Here is a 15805-nt window from a genome sequence, read left to right as displayed (position 1 = left end):
CGCCGAATCACTCCCACTCGATCGTCGCCGGCGGCTTGCCCGAGATGTCGTACACCACGCGGTTGATCCCGCGCACCTCGTTGATGATCCGGTTCGACGCGCGGCCGAGCAGCGCGTACGGCAGGTGTGCCCAGTGCGCGGTCATGAAGTCGGTGGTCTGCACCGCGCGCAGCGACGTCACGTAATCGTAAGTGCGGCCGTCGCCCATCACGCCAACCGACTTCACCGGCAGGAACACTGCGAACGCCTGGCTCGTCAGGTCGTACCAGGTCTTGCCGACGTCGGCCTCGCCGCACAGGCCCGCTGCCGCGTCCTGCGCGGTGGCGGTCGTGCCGCGCAGTTCCTCGATGAAGATCGCATCCGCGCGACGCAGCAAGTCCGCGTATTCGCGCTTCACTTCGCCGAGAATCCGCACGCCGAGGCCCGGGCCCGGGAACGGATGGCGGTACACCATCTCCGGCGGCAGGCCGAGCGCGACGCCCAGTTCGCGCACTTCGTCCTTGAACAGGTCGCGCAGCGGCTCGAGCAGCTTCAGGCCGAGCGTTTCCGGCAGGCCGCCGACGTTGTGGTGGCTCTTGATCGTCGTCGCCTTCTTCGTCTTCGTGCCGCCCGACTCGACCACGTCCGGATAGATCGTGCCCTGTGCGAGCCACTTCGCCTTCGACAGCTTCTTCGCTTCCGCCTGGAACACTTCGACGAACTCGCGGCCGATGATCTTGCGCTTCGCTTCCGGATCGGTCACGCCGGCCAGATGGCCGAGGAACTGTTCGGACGCGTCGACGTGCACGACCTTCGCATGCAGGCGGCCCTCGAACATGTCGAGCACCATCTTGCCTTCATTCAGGCGCAGCAGGCCGTGGTCGACGAACACACAGGTGAGCTGATCGCCGATCGCGCGATGGATCAGCGCGGCCGCGACGCTCGAATCCACCCCGCCCGACAGGCCGAGAATCACTTCCTCGTCACCGACCTGCTCGCGAATCTTCGCGACGGCTTCCTCGATGTGGTTCTTCATGATCCAGTCGGGCTTCGCGCCGGCGATCTGCAGCACGAAGCGTTCGATGATCTGGCGGCCCTTCACCGTATGCGTGACTTCCGGGTGGAACTGCACCGCGTAGTAGCCGCGCGCCTCGTCGGCCATGCCGGCGATCGGGCAGCTCGGCGTCGACGCCATCAGCGCGAAGCCCGGCGGCAATTCGGCCACCTTGTCGCCGTGGCTCATCCAGACCTTCAGCATTCCGTGGCCTTCGGCCGTCGTGAAATCCTCGATGCCGTCGAGCAGGCGCGTATGGCCGTGCGCACGCATTTCCGCGTAGCCGAATTCGCGATGGTCGCTCCACTCGACCTTGCCGCCGAGCTGCACGGCCATCGTCTGCATGCCATAGCAGATGCCGAGCACCGGCACACCGAGATCCCACACGGCCTGCGGCGCGCGCAGCTGGTGGTCTTCATACGTGCTGGCGTGGCTGCCCGACAGGATCACCGCCTTCGGCGCGAACTCGCGGACGAAGTCGTCGGACACGTCGTTCGGGTGGATTTCGCAGTAGACGTGCGCTTCGCGCACGCGGCGCGCGATCAGTTGGGTGACTTGCGAACCGAAGTCGAGAATCAGAATTTTGTCGTGCATGGCTGCGGACAGGATGAAGAGAATAAGAAAAGCAGCGCATGAAGCGCTGCGTCAAATGCATGGACAGCGGCGTCGGGCGGCAGGCAGCACGCGCGACGCATCGCCGGTCAGTCCTGCGACGGCGGACGCGCGTCGAATGCGACGCTGCCTGACGCGCGGTCGGATGCGGCCGATGAAGTCGCCGCAGCCGGTGCCGAAGGCGCCACCGGACGGCTGACGACCGGCTCGACCCGCGGCTGCGGTGTGGAGACCGGTGCCGGTTCGACCGGACGCTTCACGTCCCGGGCCTCGAGCGCCTGCGCCTTCTCGCGCCGCCGCACGGCCGAGGCGAGGCGTACGCCGCCGACGCCGAGCACGATCAGCGCGACACCGGCCATCGCCGACAGCACGCGGCCGGCGGCCGCGAGCGCGGGACCGTTGCCGGTGCCGAACGACCACACCACCGCCAGCACGCCGATCAGCCAGTTCACGTGGCCGACCGCACGCGCGACGGGCGCCGTGAGGTCGCCGTTGACCGCCGCATGGAACGCGAGCCACGCGAGGCCGAGCAGCGCGATGCCGAACGCCTGGCCGAGCATCGCCGGCTGGATGTTCGCCAGTTGCAGCGCGTTGAACAGCGCCTGCCAGGGCGTCAGCACGAACAGCACGCCGAACGCCAGCAGCAGCACGGCATCGACGATCAGCACGGCTCGCAGCAGCGGTTTCATCGGCGATCAGTCCACGTGGTAGTTCGGCGCTTCCTTCGTGATCTGCACGTCGTGCACGTGCGACTCGCGCATGCCCGCCGCGGTGATCTGGACGAATTCGGCCTTCTCGTGCAGCTCGTCGATCGTGCGGCAGCCGCAGTAGCCCATGCTCGCGCGCACGCCGCCGACCAGCTGGAACAGGATCGCGTTGACCGAACCCTTGTACGCGACGCGGCCTTCGATGCCTTCCGGCACGAGCTTGTCGATGTTCGCCGAGTTGTCCTGGAAGTAGCGGTCTGCCGCGCCGTCCTTCATCGCGCCGACCGAACCCATGCCGCGATACGACTTGTACTGGCGGCCCTGGTACAGGAACACGTCGCCCGGCGACTCTTCGGTGCCCGCGAACATGCTGCCCATCATCACCGCGTTCGCGCCGGCCGCGAGGGCCTTCGACACGTCGCCCGAGAAACGCACGCCGCCGTCGGCGATGCACGGCACGCCGGTGCCCTTCAGCGCTTCCGCGACGTTCGCGATCGCGCTGATCTGCGGCACGCCGACACCCGCGACGATCCGCGTCGTGCAGATCGAGCCCGGGCCGATGCCGACCTTGACCGCGTCCGCGCCGTATTCGACGAGCGCCTTCGCGGCGGCGGCCGTCGCGATGTTGCCGCCGATCACCTCGACGTGCGGGAAGTTCTGCTTGACCCAGCGCACGCGCTCGAGCACGCCCTTGCTGTGGCCGTGCGCGGTATCGACGACGATCACGTCGACGCCGGCCTGCACCAGCAGCTCGACGCGCTCTTCGTTGTCCGGGCCGACGCCGACCGCCGCGCCTGCGCGCAGCTTGCCGTGTTCGTCCTTGCACGCATCCGGGTGTTCGGTCTGCTTCGTGATGTCCTTGACGGTCATCAGGCCGCGCAGTTCGAACGCGTCGTTGACGACCAGCACGCGCTCGAGGCGGTGGCTGTGCATCAGCGCCTTCGCTTCGGCGAGCGGCGTGCCTTCCTTGACCGTGACGAGACGCTCGCGCGGCGTCATGATCGACTTGACCGGTTCGTCGAGGCGCGATTCGAAACGCAGGTCGCGGTTCGTGACGATGCCGACGAGCTGCGGGCCTTCCACGACCGGGAAGCCCGAGATGCCATGCTGACGCGACAGCGCGATCACGTCGCGCACCTTCATCTGCGGCGGGACCGTGATCGGGTCGCGCACGACGCCCGATTCGAAACGCTTGACCTTCGCGACCTCGCGAGCCTGCTCGGCCGGCGTCAGGTTCTTGTGGACGATACCCACACCACCCTGCTGCGCCATCGCGATCGCGAGGCGACCTTCGGTGACCGTGTCCATCGCGGCGGACACGAGCGGCATGTTCAGGGAGATGTTGCGGGTCAGCTTGGTCTTCAGGCTGGTGTCGCGCGGGAGAACGTCGGAGAAGGCGGGAACGAGGAGCACATCATCGAAAGTGAGTGCTTTTTGGATCAGACGCATGGCAAATCCTATGGGCGCAAAAGCGAATTATACGCGAAGCGCTGCGAATTTTCACAACACGAACAACGGGTTAGGCGTTTTCAAGCGTTCGGGGGCCGAATCGTTCGGATCGCCGTTCGGTTCGTTTTCGATCGCCTTTCGTTTCACCCCCGCATCGCCCCATTCGCGCAGCCGGCCGGAATCGGGCCGATCGCACGTCGTGGCAACACGGTGCCGAGCCTGCCGGCGGGGCCTCGGCCAGCCCCGCTCGGCATATCCAGGCGGCCACGAACGCCACTAGACCAGCCCGGCCGCGGCACACGCAATCATCGCCGCACCGGCGCCGATCGCGACGCCGCCGACGATCCGCGCGACGCGTTCGCCGTCCGGCGCCAGCCGCTCGGCGGCGATCGCCACGGTCACGACGGCCATCACGTGCAGATCCATCATGCCGGCTGCCAGTGCAACGGCCATCAGGTTCCCGCAGCAGGCGCCGCACCGTAGCGCGGTTCGCACGCCGTACCACCAGGCAACCGCGGCCGCGGCTCCCGCCCGCCGCGCACATGCGTCGTCCGGTGCATGCCGGCAACAAGCGAGCCGGCGCGCCTTCCAGCCGGAGAACTGCAGCACGCCCGCGCCGAGCACGACCGCGCCGACCGCGAACGGCATCGCGGCGGCGAGCGCGGGCAGCCGCGCGGCGACCGCCGCCAATGCGGTGCCGCCAGGAAACACCATCGCGCCGAGCGCCATCCACACGGAGAAATACCCGGCGCCCGCGACCACGACCAACCATGCCGCGCGCGCCTCGCCCAACGGGCCGAGGCTCTGTCGGTATCGCCAGAGCACCGGCGCCAGTACCGGCAGCATCATCGTCGTCGTCATCGCGCCCCACATGCCTGCGAACGCAGCGAACGCGCGCCCTGCCCGCCATCCGCACGGCCTGAGCCATGCGGCCGACAGCGTCCAGCCGCCCGCCATCGGCATGCCGCCCATCGCGTCCATCGATGCGTGCTGCGCGAGCATCGCCCAGATCGCGGCGCCGAATACCACGACGAACGCGGCGCCGAATGGCCGCCAGCCGCCGCCCGCAGCGCCGGCCGCAGCCGGTTTCGTCGCGTCGCCCATCGCCCGCTCCCGCCGCTTGCCGGCCCGCACTCAACCGCGCGCGTACTCGTCATGGCGGCGCCACCACACGCCCGTCTCGTTGCGCCCGAGCGGCGCACGGTCGAGCCACTGGTACATCCCCCACAGTCCGTCGAGTCCACGTGCGTATGTCGAATACGTGTGATAGACGACGCCATCCTCGCGTACGAACGCGCTCATCCCCGGCCGGTCGAGTGTGTACGTGGCGACGTCGGTGCCGCAGGTCGCCGCGAACTGGGCGACGGCCGGCGGCGGCGGGTCCATGTCCATCGCGTGACCGGCCCGCACATAGTTGTATTCGACGTCGCCGGTACGTTGCTGCGTTTCGGTAAACGACACGTTGAAGTCGAAATTGAACTCGCCGCCGTCCGATGACGCCCACGGAAAGTGCCAGCCCATCCGCTGCCGATACGCGAGCAGCTTCGCGAGCGGCGCGCGCGACACCGCCGCGAGCGTCACGTCGTGGTTCGCGAGGTGGACCGCAAAACCATCGAAACCATCGGCGAGCGCCGAGCACGACGGGCAGCCGGCCTTGTAGTCGGGGCCGAACATGAAGTGATAGACGAGCAGTTGCGAACGGCCGCCGAACAGGTCGTCGAGCGTCGCCGGGCCGTCCTCGGTGTCGAACCGGTAGGCCTTGTCGACGCGCACCCACGGCAGTGCCTGGCGCCGCTGCGCGAGTTCGTCGCCCTGCCGCGTCAACGCCTTTTCCGCATCGAGCAGCGCGCGGCGCGCAGTCAGCCATTCGGCGCGCGTTCCAGTGAGATGGTTGGTCATTGCGGGTTCCTCCTTTCGATGGATATCCGGGCACGGCGCATCTGCCGTGTGCGTGGTGCTAGATTAGGGCCGGGCATCGGACCGGAGGGAGTGACAACTGTGTCGGGATTCGAATGGATTCGCTGATCACGGCCGCAGCGCAGGCGCTCGCGGCGGGCGACCCGCTCGGCGCGCTGAACCGCGTCGCACTGCGCGACGACGCGCCGGCGCTCGCGTTGCGCGGAATCGCGATGGCGCAGCTCGGCGATTTCGAGCGTGCGCGGGCGCTCGTGCGCGGCGCGGCGCGCGCATTCGGCGCGAAGGAAGCCGTCGCGCGGGCGCGCTGCGTCGTCGCGGAAGCCGAAATCGCGCTGGCGTCTCGCGACCTCGGCTGGCCGTCGCGCGCCCTCGAGGCCGCCTGCGCGACGCTCGACGCACACGGCGACCGCGCGAACGCCGCGCATGCGCGCTATCTCGGCGTGCGCCGGCTGCTGCTGATCGGGCACATCGACGATGCCGAACGGCAGCTCGCGAACCTCGATCCCGCACCACTGCCGGCCGCATCGCGCGCAGCCCACGAACTGATCGCGGCCGGCATCGCGATGCGCCGCATCCGCCCGCACTTCGCGCGCACGGCGCTAGCCCGTGCCCGAGCGGCCGCACGGGACGCCGGCATCGCCGCGCTGACGGCCGAAGTCGAGACGGCCGCACGCATGCTCGATACACCGGCCGCGCGACTCATTGCGCGCGGTGCGTCGCGGCTCGTGCTGCTCGACGAGGTCGAGGCGCTGCTGGAATCGAACGCGCTGGTCGTCGATGCATGCCGCCACGCGGTACGCGACGCACGCACGACCGTGTCGCTCGCGCGCCGCCCGGTGCTGTTCGTGCTCGCCCGCGCGCTGGGTGAAGCGTGGCCCGGCGACGTATCGAGAAACGCGCTCGTGGCCGCGGCGTTTCGCGCGAGACACGCGGACGAATCGCATCGCGCACGCCTGCGCGTCGAGATCGGCCGCTTGCGCGCGATGCTGCGCCCGCTTGCGAACGTCACCGCGACGCCACGCGGCTTCGCGCTCGAGCCGCTCGGCCCGCGCGAGACCGTTGTGCTGGCGCGTCCGGTCGACGATCACCACGCGGCCGTGCTCGCGCTGCTCGCGGACGGCGAGGCGTGGTCGAGCTCCGCGCTGGCGCTCGCGCTCGGCACGAGCCAGCGCACCGTGCAGCGCGCGCTCGACGCGCTCGCCGAAGCGGACAAGGTACAGGCGCTCGGCCGCGGTCGCGCGCGCCGCTGGATGACGCCGCCGCTGCCCGGATTCGCGACGACCTTGTTACTCCCCGCACCGCTGCCGGGCGACTAGGATGGGCACACCAACGACGAGGTGACAGACATGAAACGCTCCACCGCAGACATCTTCCGCGAATACGGCCCGTTTCCCGGCGTCGACGGCGTGCACGGCGTCACGTTCGACGGCCAGCGCGTGTGGTTCGCGTCCGGCGACAAGCTGAACGCGCTCGACCCGGAACGCGGCACGACCGTGCGCGCACTCGCTGTCGCCGCGCACGCAGGCACCGCGTTCGACGGGCGTTATCTGTTCCAGATCGTCGAGGACCGCATCGAGAAGATCGATCCCGATTCGGGCCGCGTGCTCGCGACGATCCCGGCGCCCGGCGGCGGCGCGGATTCGGGGCTCGCGTGGGCCGAAGGCACGCTGTGGGTCGGCCAGTATCGCGAACGCAAGATTCATCAGGTGGATCCGCAATCCGGCGCCGTGCTACGCACGATCGAATCGAACCGCTTCGTCACGGGCGTGACGTGGGTCGACGGCGAGCTGTGGCACGGCACCTGGGAAGCGGACGAGAGCGCGCTGCGGCAGATCGACCCGCGCACCGGGCAGGTGCTCGAACAGGTCGACATGCCGCCCGGTGTCGGCGTGTCCGGGCTGGAATCCGACGGCCGCGACCTCTTCTACTGCGGCGGCGGCAACAGCGGCAAGCTGCGCGCCGTGCGCCGCCCTGCGCGGGCACGCGCAGAGGGCGACAGTGCGGCGGCATCCGAGCCGGTCGAGCGCTGATCGCCGATCATCGAAGGGCCACCCGGCCCGCCGCGATCCCCGGTCAGCACCGGAACGGATCGCGATGGCTCTCCGAGCCGATCCTGAACCGCGCCCGCTCCCGAGTGCAGGAATGAACAAGACGCTGTCGCGCCGCCATCATTAAGATGCTCGCTCGTCAGTCATTCGTTCGGAGCAGTCGATGCAGCGCGGTGTGGTGTATGGCGTCCTCGCGGGCGCGTTGTGGGGGATGGTCTTTCTCGTGCCGCGGCTGATGACCGACTTCTCGCCGCTGCTGCTCAGCGCGGGCCGCTACGCGATGTACGGCCTCGTGTCGCTGGCGGCGGCACTCCCAGCCGCCCGTTCACTGCTCGTGCGGCTAACCCGCGAGGATCTCGTCGCGCTCGCGAAGCTCGCGCTGATCGGCAACGTCGCGTACTACATGCTGCTGTCCGGCGCCGTGCACCTGATCGGCATCGCGCCCAGCTCGCTGATCGTCGGCGCGCTGCCCGTGACCGTCACGCTCGCCGGCCTCGGCGACCGCGGCGCAATGCCGCTGCGGCGCCTCGTCGCCCCGCTCGCGCTGGTGATCGCCGGCATCGTCTGCATCAACGTCGACCTCTTCACATCGGAAGCCGCGCATGCGACGACGCTCGGCCAGAAGCTCGCCGGCATCGCATGCGCAACCGGCGCACTCGCGAGCTGGACCTGGTACGCGGTCGCGAACACGCGCTACCTGCAGCGCCACCATCATTTCGGCGGCAACGAGTGGTCGGTGCTGTGGGGTGTCGTCACGGGCCTGATCGGCGGCCTCTGCTGGCTCGCGATCCTCGCGCTGCCGGCCGGCACGGTCCAGGCGGCAGTCCCGGCCTCGCGCTGGCAACTGTTCTGGCTGCTGAACCTCGTGCTCGCGATCGGCGCGTCGTGGCTCGGCAATGGATTGTGGAATGCGGCATCGAAGCGGCTGCCGCTCACGCTGTCCGGCCAGCTGATCGTGTTCGAAACCGTATTCGCGATGCTCTACGCATTCGTCTACGACCACCGGATGCCGCGCGTGCTCGAGATCGCGGCGCTCGCGCTGCTGCTGGCGGGCGTCTACGGGTCGGTGCGCCGGCACGGCGACACGCACGCGAGCGGCGACACGCCCGGCCGTGCGCCAGCGAACGCGAACGTCACGGCCCACTGAGCGTGTGCCAGCCTGGTCTGACGAATCGGGACAGAGGGAGATGAGGCGATGCTGGCGCGACGCGTCAGCGCGCGTCCTTGTGCATCCACTTGCGGCCCTCGATGGAACCCTCGCGGCGGGTCTTGTCGACGCGCCGCTGGCGCGCGAGCTTCGGATCGACGATCAACGGGCGGTAGATCTCGACACGGTCATGATCGGCGAGCGGCGCGTCGAGCGGCGCGAGCTTGCCGAACACGCCGGTTTTTGCATGCGCGAGGTTGATTTCCGGGTGCAGCGCGAGCACGCCGCTCGCGTCGATCGCCGCGCGCACGGTCGCGCCTTCGGGCAGCGACACCGCAATCAGCGTCTGGCGATCCGGCAGCGCGTAACAGACTTCGATCGACAGCATCGCGTCACCCCTTCCCGTAGCGCTGGTCGGCGCGCTTGACGAACGAATCGACGAACGTGTTCGCGATATGGCTGAACACCGGCCCGATGATCTTCTCGAGCAGGATGCTCGAGAACTCGTAGTGCAGCGCAAATTCGATCTTGCATGCGTCGGAGCGCAGCGGGATGAAGCGCCACGAACCCGTGAACTTCCGGAACGGGCCGTCCGCGAACTCCATGTCGATGCGTGTCGGGCGCTGCTGCGTGTTGCGCGTCGCGAAATGCTGCTTGATGCCCTTGAAGTTGATGTCGATGCGCGCTTCCATCCCGCTGTCGTCCTGACGGCGAATCTCGACGCCGCCGCACCAGGGCAGGAAATTGGGGTAATCGGCCACGTCGGTGACGAGGTCGAACATCTGTTCCGCCGAGTGACGGATCAATACGGTTTTCTGGACATCTGCCATAAATCGCGCGGCATCGCTCAAGTAAGAACGCAAGCCGGGCGATTACCGCCCCGCTTTGCTAAAATCGTGATTTTAAACGAGTTGGCCCGATCCTTTCATGAGCATCATCGACAACAGGAAAGCGCACTTCGATTATCACATCGAGGAACGCTACGAGGCGGGGCTCGTGCTTGAGGGCTGGGAAGTCAAGGCGCTGCGCGCCGGGCGCGGCCAGATCAAGGAAGGCTACGTCGTGGTCAAGAACGCCGAGATCTTCCTGATCGGCACCCACATCAGCCCGCTGCCCGAAGCCTCGACGCACATCAAGCCCGATCCGGTCCGCACGCGCAAGCTGCTGCTGCACCGTGACGAAATCAAGAAACTGATCGGCAAGGTTGAGCAGCGCGGCTATACGCTCGTGCCGCTGAACTTCCACTACAAGGGCGGTCGCGTGAAATGCGACATCGCGCTCGCGAAAGGCAAGAAACTGCACGACAAGCGCGAAACCGAGAAGAAACGCGACTGGGAGCGCGAAAAGGCGCGCATCATGCGCGCCGGTGCCTGACGCGCGACGTCCCGCATCGCAAACGACACGGCCCGCTCGAAGCGGGCCGTGTGCTTTTGTGAGCCGTGATGCGTATGTGCGCCGATCGAGCAGCCGCTCACGGTCACCGATGCAACCCTGCGCCGCCCATCGTCATGCGAGCAGGATCGCGATTCCATAGCGCGACGATTCGCCGCACGTCGGCCGCACGCAGCCGCCGGACGGCTCACCGGGCCGCGCCTGCGCTCAGGCCTTTCCGCCCGCGGCCGGCGCCGCGTTCTTGACGATCGTCAGCGCCGACGCGATCGCGGTGCCGAGATCCGACAGGTTCGCCGGCACGATCAGCGTGTTGCCCTGTTTCGCGAGGTTCGAGAATGCGCCGACGTACTGCTCGGCAACCTTCAGGTTCACGGCGTCCATCCCGCCCTGCGACTGGATCGCGTTCGCGATCTTCTGGATGGCCTGCGCGTTCGCCTCGGCCACCGCGAGAATCGCGGCCGCCTCGCCCTGCGCCTGGTTGATCGCGGCCTGCCGCTCGCCTTCGGACTTCTGGATCGCCGCCTCGCGTGCGCCCGACGCGAGGTTGATCTGCTCCTGCTTGCGGCCTTCCGATGCGGCGATCAGCGCGCGCTTTTCCCGCTCGGCGGTGATCTGCGCCTGCATCGCGTGGAGGATCTCCTTCGGCGGCGTCAGGTCCTTGATCTCGTAACGCAGCACTTTCACGCCCCAGTTCGCGGCAGCCTGATCGAGCGCCGACACGATGTTGTGGTTGATGAAGTCGCGTTCCTCGAAGGTCTTGTCGAGTTCGAGCTTGCCGACCACCGACCGTAGCGTCGTCTGCGCGAGTTGCGTGATCGCGAGCACGAAGTTGCTCGATCCGTAAGAGGCTTTCATCGGATCGGTCACCTGGAAGTACAGCACGCCGTCGACCTGCAGTTGCGTGTTGTCGCGCGTGATGCAAACCTGGCTCGGCACGTCGAGCGGAATCTCCTTCAGCATGTGCCGGTAGGCGATCCGGTCGACAAACGGCAGCACGATATTGAGACCGGGCGACAGCGTCGCGTGATAGCGCCCGAAGCGTTCGAGCACCCACGCATGCTGCTGCGGCACGATCTTCACCGTCTTCGACACGATCACGATGGCGATGACGAGCAGGACGACCCAGATGATCAGCGAATCCATGAAATATTCCCTCCTTGTTGTATCAGCGGACGATCAGCCCGCGGGTTTCGCTACGACCACGAGACAGTTGCCGCGCACGGCGCGCACCTGATACACGTGCACATCGTCGCGCTCGCCGTGCGCGAGTTCGACGTCCCAGTCGGCGCCGCGATATTGAACGCGCGCGCGGCCGTCATGCCACGCGTCGACCGTGACGGTCGAGCCGATATCGAGATTGACGTCGGGATTCGTCGACGTGTCGCGCTTCTGCTTGCGCCCGAGCCCCGAGCGGCGCAGGACGATCATCGCGATGATCGCGACCGCGCCGGCCACGCCGAACTGCACGTGCGGCGCGAAACCGGCCAGTTGCAGCAATCCGCCCGCGAGAAAGCCGAGCGCAATCATCAGCAGGTAGAACGTGCCCGTGAGCAACTCGGCCACGACCAGCACGCCCACCGCGCCCCACCAGAACAGATGCCCCGACATCATTGTGGTCTCCAGAAAAACGGCCCCGTACGTTCACTATATTCTTTGCCGCGGCAAGCGGACGCAACCGACACGCCCAGGTTGCCCCGTTACGTACCGACAAACAAAAACACCCCGGTGCTTACCGGGGTGTTTATAACACGAACCTTGCATTTTGCCTTCAACACAAGCGCGGCGGTACCGCGCTTGCGCCGAACGGGCATTGACCGTTACTTCCGGTTGGCGAGTGCCTGCCACGTATCGATGATCGTGTCCGGGTTCAGCGAGATCGACACGATGCCTTCGTCGGTCAGCCATTGCGCGAAGTCCGGGTGATCGGACGGGCCCTGGCCGCAGATACCGACGTACTTGCCCATCTTGCGGCAGGTATCGATCGCCCGCTTGAGCAGGAACTTGACGGCCGGGTCGCGTTCGTCGAAGTCGACGGCCAGCAGTTCCATGCCCGAGTCGCGGTCGAGGCCGAGCGTGAGCTGCGTGAGGTCGTTCGAACCGATCGAGAAACCGTCGAAGTGCTCGAGGAACTCTTCGGCGAGGATCGCGTTGGTCGGGACTTCACACATCATCACGAGGCGCAGGCCGTTCTCGCCGCGCTTCAGGCCGAACTTCTCGAGCAGGCCGACGACGCGCGCCGCCTGCTTCACGGTCCGCACGAACGGCACCATGATCTCGACGTTGGTCAGGCCCATCTCGTCGCGCACGCGCTTCAGTGCACGGCACTCCATCTCGAAGGCCTGCGCGAAGTCTTCGGCGATGTAGCGCGACGCGCCGCGGAAGCCCAGCATCGGGTTTTCCTCGTCCGGCTCGTAGCGCGAACCGCCGATCAGCTTCTTGTACTCGTTCGACTTGAAGTCGGACAGACGCACGATCACGGGCTTCGGATAGAACGCCGCGGCGATCGTCGCAACGCCTTCCGTCAGCTTGTCGACGTAGAACTGGCGCGGCGACGCGTGACCGCGCGCGACGCTCTCGACGGCCTTCTTCAGATCCTGGTCGATGTTCGGATACTCGAGGATCGCCTTCGGGTGCACGCCGATGTTGTTGTTGATGATGAACTCGAGACGCGCGAGGCCCACGCCGGCGTTCGGCAACTGCGAGAAGTCGAACGCGAGCTGCGGGTTGCCGACGTTCATCATGATCTTGACCGGAATTTCCGGCAGTTCGCCGCGCTGCACTTCCGTGACTTCCGTCTCGAGCAGCCCGTCGTAGATCTTGCCTTCGTCGCCTTCCGCGCACGACACCGTGACGAGCGCGCCGTCCTTCAGCACGTCGGTCGCGTCGCCGCAGCCGACAACTGCCGGCACGCCGAGCTCACGCGCGATGATCGCCGCGTGGCAGGTCCGGCCGCCACGGTTCGTGACGATCGCCGCCGCACGCTTCATCACCGGCTCCCAGTTCGGGTCGGTCATGTCCGCCACCAGCACGTCGCCCGGCTGCACGCGTTCCATTTCCGACGGATCCTGGATCACGCGCACGGGACCCGCGCCGATCTTCTGGCCGATCGCGCGGCCCGTCGCCAGCACCTGCGACTGGCCTTTCAGCTTGAAGCGCTGCTCGGCCTTGCCGGTCGCCTGGCTCTTCACCGTTTCCGGACGCGCCTGCAGGATGAAGATCTTGCCGTCGCGGCCGTCCTTGCCCCACTCGATGTCCATCGGACGCTGGTAGTGCTTTTCGATGATGACCGCGTACTTCGCCAGCTCGATCACGTCTTCGTCGGTGATCGAGTAGCGGTTGCGCTGCTCGTGCGGCACGTCGACCGTCTTCACGCGGCCCGGCTCGCCCGGCTGCGTGAATTCCATCTTGATCAGCTTCGAGCCGATCGAGCGGCGGATGATCGGGTACTTGTCCTGTGCGAGCGTCGTCTTGAATACGTAGAACTCGTCCGGGTTCACGGCACCCTGCACGACGGTTTCGCCCAGGCCGTAGCTCGACGTGATGAACACGGCGTCCTTGAAGCCCGATTCGGTGTCGATCGTGAACATCACGCCGGCCGCGCCGACGTCCGAGCGGACCATGCGCTGCACGCCGGCCGACAGCGCGACTTCGGCGTGCGTGAAGCCCTTGTGCACGCGGTACGAGATCGCGCGGTCGTTGTACAGCGACGCGAACACGTGCTTCATACGATCGAGCACGTCCTCGATGCCGACGACGTTCAGGTACGACTCCTGCTGACCGGCAAAGGAGGCGTCGGGCAAGTCTTCCGCGGTCGCGGACGAACGCACGGCGAACGACAGCTCGCCCGGCGAGCCGTTCTTCAGGATTTCGAACTGTGCGCGGATTTCCTGCTCAAGACGCGCCTGCAGCGGTGCATCGACGATCCACTTGCGGATTTCGGCACCGGCTTCGGCGAGCGCCTTCACGTCGTCGATGTCGAGCGACTCGAGACGCTTGGCGATGCGATCGGTCAGATCGTTGTGCTTGAGGAAATCGCGGAATGCGAGCGCGGTCGTGGCGAAACCGGTGGGTACGCGAACGCCTGCTTCGGAAAGCTGGCTGATCATCTCGCCGAGCGACGCATTCTTGCCGCCCACGATCTCCACATCGGTCATCCGCAACTGCTCGAACGGGATTACATACGCCTGGTCCTTTGCGACGTTTGCTGCGTTAGTCATACAAGCCCCTAAGTGTGAAAAAAATGCTCGATTGCGCAAGTGGGCTCGGACGCGGGCGCTTGCAAAAAGGCGCGGCGCGTCTTGCGCAACCTGTTGGAGAAACAATCGCAGCAGCGGAAAATCTTCCGACCCGATTTGCAAAAATCCCGGCAGAAAGGCGATACATTCAGACAAATCGCCGAACTTGCCGGGAGTTTCAGATCGATCACGGCCAGCCCGAGGTGCCGTTCGCACCCTGCCCCCGCAATTGCTTATCCAACAGGTTGCCGCTATTCTACCGTGCCGGCTGCCGGATGTGGCGCGACCTTCTCACTGCGTCTGGAGGCGAACCTCCAGCTGCCCGCGCAACCGCCCTTCACGTTCGACGCCCAGATTCATGCTGCCTACCGTTTTCATCGTCTCCGACGGCACCGGGATCACTGCCGAAACCTTCGCGCACTCGATCCTCTCCCAGTTCGACCAGAAATTCCGCCTCGTGCGCTTGCCGTTCGTCGACTCGCTCGACAAGGCCTTTGCGACCGTCGAGAAGATCAACGAAGCCGCGGTGCACGACGGCCGCCGCGCGATCGTGTTCACGACGCTCGTCGACAGCGAGTCGAACGACATCGTCAAGCGCTCGAACGCGCTCGTGCTGGACATGTTCCAGCGCTTCGTCGAGCCGCTCGAGCAGGAACTGGAACTGAAGTCGAGCCACGCGATGGGCCGCGGCCACCAGAACGCCGATACCGAGGAATACAAGACGCGGATCGAGGCGATCAACTTCTCGCTCGCGCACGACGACGGCCAGTCGAACCGCAACCTGTCGGAGGCCGACGTGATCCTGGTCGGCGTGTCGCGCAGCGGCAAGACGCCGACGAGCCTGTATCTCGCGATGCAGTACGGCGTGAAGGCAGCCAACTATCCGCTGATTCCGGAAGACTTCGAGCGCGGCAAGCTGCCGTCGGCGCTGTCGCCGCATCGCGACAAGCTGTTCGGGCTGTCGATCGACCCGCAGCGCCTGTCGGAGATTCGCAACGAGCGCCGGCCGGGGAGCAAGTACGCGGCACCCGAGAACTGCCGCTACGAGATCAACGAGGCCGAAGCGATGATGCGCCGCGAAGGGATCAAGTGGCTGTCGTCGACGCACAAGTCGATCGAGGAGATCGCGACGACGATCCTGCAGGAAATCCGCCTCGACCGGCAGTCGTACTGAGCGCCTGCGCGCTTGCGGCCAACTGGCCGCCGCCGGAAACAAAAAGGCCGCGTCGAACGCGGCCTTTTTTTGTGGTGCCAACTGCCCGCAT

Annotated in this window: 15 protein-coding genes; 5 read left to right on the top strand and 10 right to left on the bottom strand. The window is 66.7% G+C overall.

Annotated features, from left to right (window positions below; all coding sequences use genetic code 11):
- Window positions 1–7: 7 nt before the first annotated feature.
- The 5 genes from guaA to BTE28158_RS29925 all read right to left on the bottom strand — a co-directional run bounded on the left by guaA (window position 8) and on the right by BTE28158_RS29925 (window position 5700).
- Window positions 8–1627: a glutamine-hydrolyzing GMP synthase gene (gene guaA, locus BTE28158_RS29945; protein ID WP_059599944.1), complete on the bottom strand. Its 1620-nt coding sequence runs from the start codon at window positions 1625–1627 to the stop codon at window positions 8–10.
- A 107-nt stretch (window positions 1628–1734) separates the two neighbouring features.
- Complete coding sequence (locus tag BTE28158_RS29940) at window positions 1735–2334, bottom strand: hypothetical protein (protein WP_124902319.1); 600 nt, start codon at window positions 2332–2334, stop codon at window positions 1735–1737.
- 6 nt (window positions 2335–2340) lie between these two features.
- Entirely contained in the window at window positions 2341–3801 is a 1461-nt protein-coding gene (guaB, locus tag BTE28158_RS29935) for an IMP dehydrogenase (RefSeq protein WP_011885118.1), read from the bottom strand.
- A gap of 276 nt (window positions 3802–4077) precedes the next feature.
- Window positions 4078–4905, bottom strand: a complete 828-nt coding sequence (locus tag BTE28158_RS29930; RefSeq protein WP_151052141.1) for a DUF2182 domain-containing protein — start codon at window positions 4903–4905, stop codon at window positions 4078–4080.
- A gap of 30 nt (window positions 4906–4935) precedes the next feature.
- Window positions 4936–5700, bottom strand: a complete 765-nt coding sequence (locus BTE28158_RS29925) for a DUF899 domain-containing protein (protein WP_124622471.1) — start codon at window positions 5698–5700, stop codon at window positions 4936–4938.
- A gap of 113 nt (window positions 5701–5813) precedes the next feature.
- Here BTE28158_RS29925 and BTE28158_RS29920 point away from each other — a divergent pair, with 113 nt between their 5' ends.
- From BTE28158_RS29920 to BTE28158_RS29910, 3 genes are all read left to right on the top strand, one after another.
- A complete protein-coding gene (locus BTE28158_RS29920) occupies window positions 5814–7034 on the top strand; it encodes a helix-turn-helix domain-containing protein (RefSeq protein ID WP_174920245.1) in 1221 nt (406 codons plus the stop codon).
- A 30-nt stretch (window positions 7035–7064) separates the two neighbouring features.
- Window positions 7065–7748: a Vgb family protein gene (locus BTE28158_RS29915; RefSeq protein WP_151049425.1), complete on the top strand. Its 684-nt coding sequence runs from the start codon at window positions 7065–7067 to the stop codon at window positions 7746–7748.
- Between the two features lie 181 nt (window positions 7749–7929).
- Window positions 7930–8913 carry a DMT family transporter gene (locus BTE28158_RS29910; RefSeq protein ID WP_151049423.1) on the top strand — a complete coding sequence of 328 codons (984 nt, stop codon included), beginning with the start codon at window positions 7930–7932 and terminating at the stop codon, window positions 8911–8913.
- A gap of 64 nt (window positions 8914–8977) precedes the next feature.
- Here the strand turns inward: BTE28158_RS29910 and BTE28158_RS29905 are convergent, their stop codons facing one another.
- Both BTE28158_RS29905 and BTE28158_RS29900 read right to left on the bottom strand, forming a co-directional pair.
- Window positions 8978–9301: an RnfH family protein gene (locus BTE28158_RS29905; RefSeq protein WP_151049421.1), complete on the bottom strand. Its 324-nt coding sequence runs from the start codon at window positions 9299–9301 to the stop codon at window positions 8978–8980.
- 4 nt (window positions 9302–9305) lie between these two features.
- The gene (locus BTE28158_RS29900; protein WP_059529356.1) at window positions 9306–9743 is read right to left on the bottom strand and encodes a type II toxin-antitoxin system RatA family toxin; all 438 of its coding nucleotides are present in this window, start codon (window positions 9741–9743) and stop codon (window positions 9306–9308) included.
- Between the two features lie 97 nt (window positions 9744–9840).
- Here BTE28158_RS29900 and smpB point away from each other — a divergent pair, with 97 nt between their 5' ends.
- Window positions 9841–10287 (top strand): SsrA-binding protein SmpB, encoded by a 447-nt coding sequence (gene smpB, locus BTE28158_RS29895; protein WP_059464267.1) that lies wholly within the window; start codon window positions 9841–9843, stop codon window positions 10285–10287.
- A 225-nt stretch (window positions 10288–10512) separates the two neighbouring features.
- On the opposite strand, the gene BTE28158_RS29890 is transcribed toward smpB, so the two are convergent.
- From BTE28158_RS29890 to ppsA, 3 genes are all read right to left on the bottom strand, one after another.
- The gene (locus BTE28158_RS29890) at window positions 10513–11448 is read right to left on the bottom strand and encodes an SPFH domain-containing protein (protein ID WP_151049419.1); all 936 of its coding nucleotides are present in this window, start codon (window positions 11446–11448) and stop codon (window positions 10513–10515) included.
- Between the two features lie 33 nt (window positions 11449–11481).
- Complete coding sequence (locus BTE28158_RS29885; protein ID WP_124622465.1) at window positions 11482–11916, bottom strand: NfeD family protein; 435 nt, start codon at window positions 11914–11916, stop codon at window positions 11482–11484.
- Between the two features lie 206 nt (window positions 11917–12122).
- Window positions 12123–14522: a phosphoenolpyruvate synthase gene (ppsA, locus tag BTE28158_RS29880; protein WP_151049417.1), complete on the bottom strand. Its 2400-nt coding sequence runs from the start codon at window positions 14520–14522 to the stop codon at window positions 12123–12125.
- A 376-nt stretch (window positions 14523–14898) separates the two neighbouring features.
- Between ppsA and ppsR the strand changes: the two genes are divergently transcribed.
- Window positions 14899–15714, top strand: a complete 816-nt coding sequence (ppsR, locus tag BTE28158_RS29875) for a posphoenolpyruvate synthetase regulatory kinase/phosphorylase PpsR (RefSeq protein ID WP_059450011.1) — start codon at window positions 14899–14901, stop codon at window positions 15712–15714.
- Window positions 15715–15805: the final 91 nt, after the last annotated feature.

The sequence above is a fragment of the Burkholderia diffusa genome, assembly GCF_902499115.1.
Lineage (GTDB): Bacteria > Pseudomonadota > Gammaproteobacteria > Burkholderiales > Burkholderiaceae > Burkholderia > Burkholderia diffusa.
Note: the sequence above shows the minus strand (reverse complement) of the source record. Positions and strands in the feature narration are given on the sequence as shown.

Coding starts and splice junctions, on each gene's coding strand:
- BTE28158_RS29910 (WP_151049423.1), top strand. CDS start 7,930: ATGCAGCGCGGTGTGGTGTATGGCGTCCTCGCGGGCGCGTTGTGGGGG.
- BTE28158_RS29905 (WP_151049421.1), bottom strand. CDS start 9,301: ATGCTGTCGATCGAAGTCTGTTACGCGCTGCCGGATCGCCAGACGCTG.
- ppsR (WP_059450011.1), top strand. CDS start 14,899: ATGCTGCCTACCGTTTTCATCGTCTCCGACGGCACCGGGATCACTGCC.
- BTE28158_RS29900 (WP_059529356.1), bottom strand. CDS start 9,743: ATGGCAGATGTCCAGAAAACCGTATTGATCCGTCACTCGGCGGAACAG.
- BTE28158_RS29920 (WP_174920245.1), top strand. CDS start 5,814: ATGGATTCGCTGATCACGGCCGCAGCGCAGGCGCTCGCGGCGGGCGAC.
- guaB (WP_011885118.1), bottom strand. CDS start 3,801: ATGCGTCTGATCCAAAAAGCACTCACTTTCGATGATGTGCTCCTCGTT.
- ppsA (WP_151049417.1), bottom strand. CDS start 14,522: ATGACTAACGCAGCAAACGTCGCAAAGGACCAGGCGTATGTAATCCCG.
- BTE28158_RS29885 (WP_124622465.1), bottom strand. CDS start 11,916: ATGATGTCGGGGCATCTGTTCTGGTGGGGCGCGGTGGGCGTGCTGGTC.
- BTE28158_RS29890 (WP_151049419.1), bottom strand. CDS start 11,448: ATGGATTCGCTGATCATCTGGGTCGTCCTGCTCGTCATCGCCATCGTG.
- BTE28158_RS29915 (WP_151049425.1), top strand. CDS start 7,065: ATGAAACGCTCCACCGCAGACATCTTCCGCGAATACGGCCCGTTTCCC.
- BTE28158_RS29940 (WP_124902319.1), bottom strand. CDS start 2,334: ATGAAACCGCTGCTGCGAGCCGTGCTGATCGTCGATGCCGTGCTGCTG.
- guaA (WP_059599944.1), bottom strand. CDS start 1,627: ATGCACGACAAAATTCTGATTCTCGACTTCGGTTCGCAAGTCACCCAA.
- BTE28158_RS29930 (WP_151052141.1), bottom strand. CDS start 4,905: ATGGGCGACGCGACGAAACCGGCTGCGGCCGGCGCTGCGGGCGGCGGC.
- smpB (WP_059464267.1), top strand. CDS start 9,841: ATGAGCATCATCGACAACAGGAAAGCGCACTTCGATTATCACATCGAG.
- BTE28158_RS29925 (WP_124622471.1), bottom strand. CDS start 5,700: ATGACCAACCATCTCACTGGAACGCGCGCCGAATGGCTGACTGCGCGC.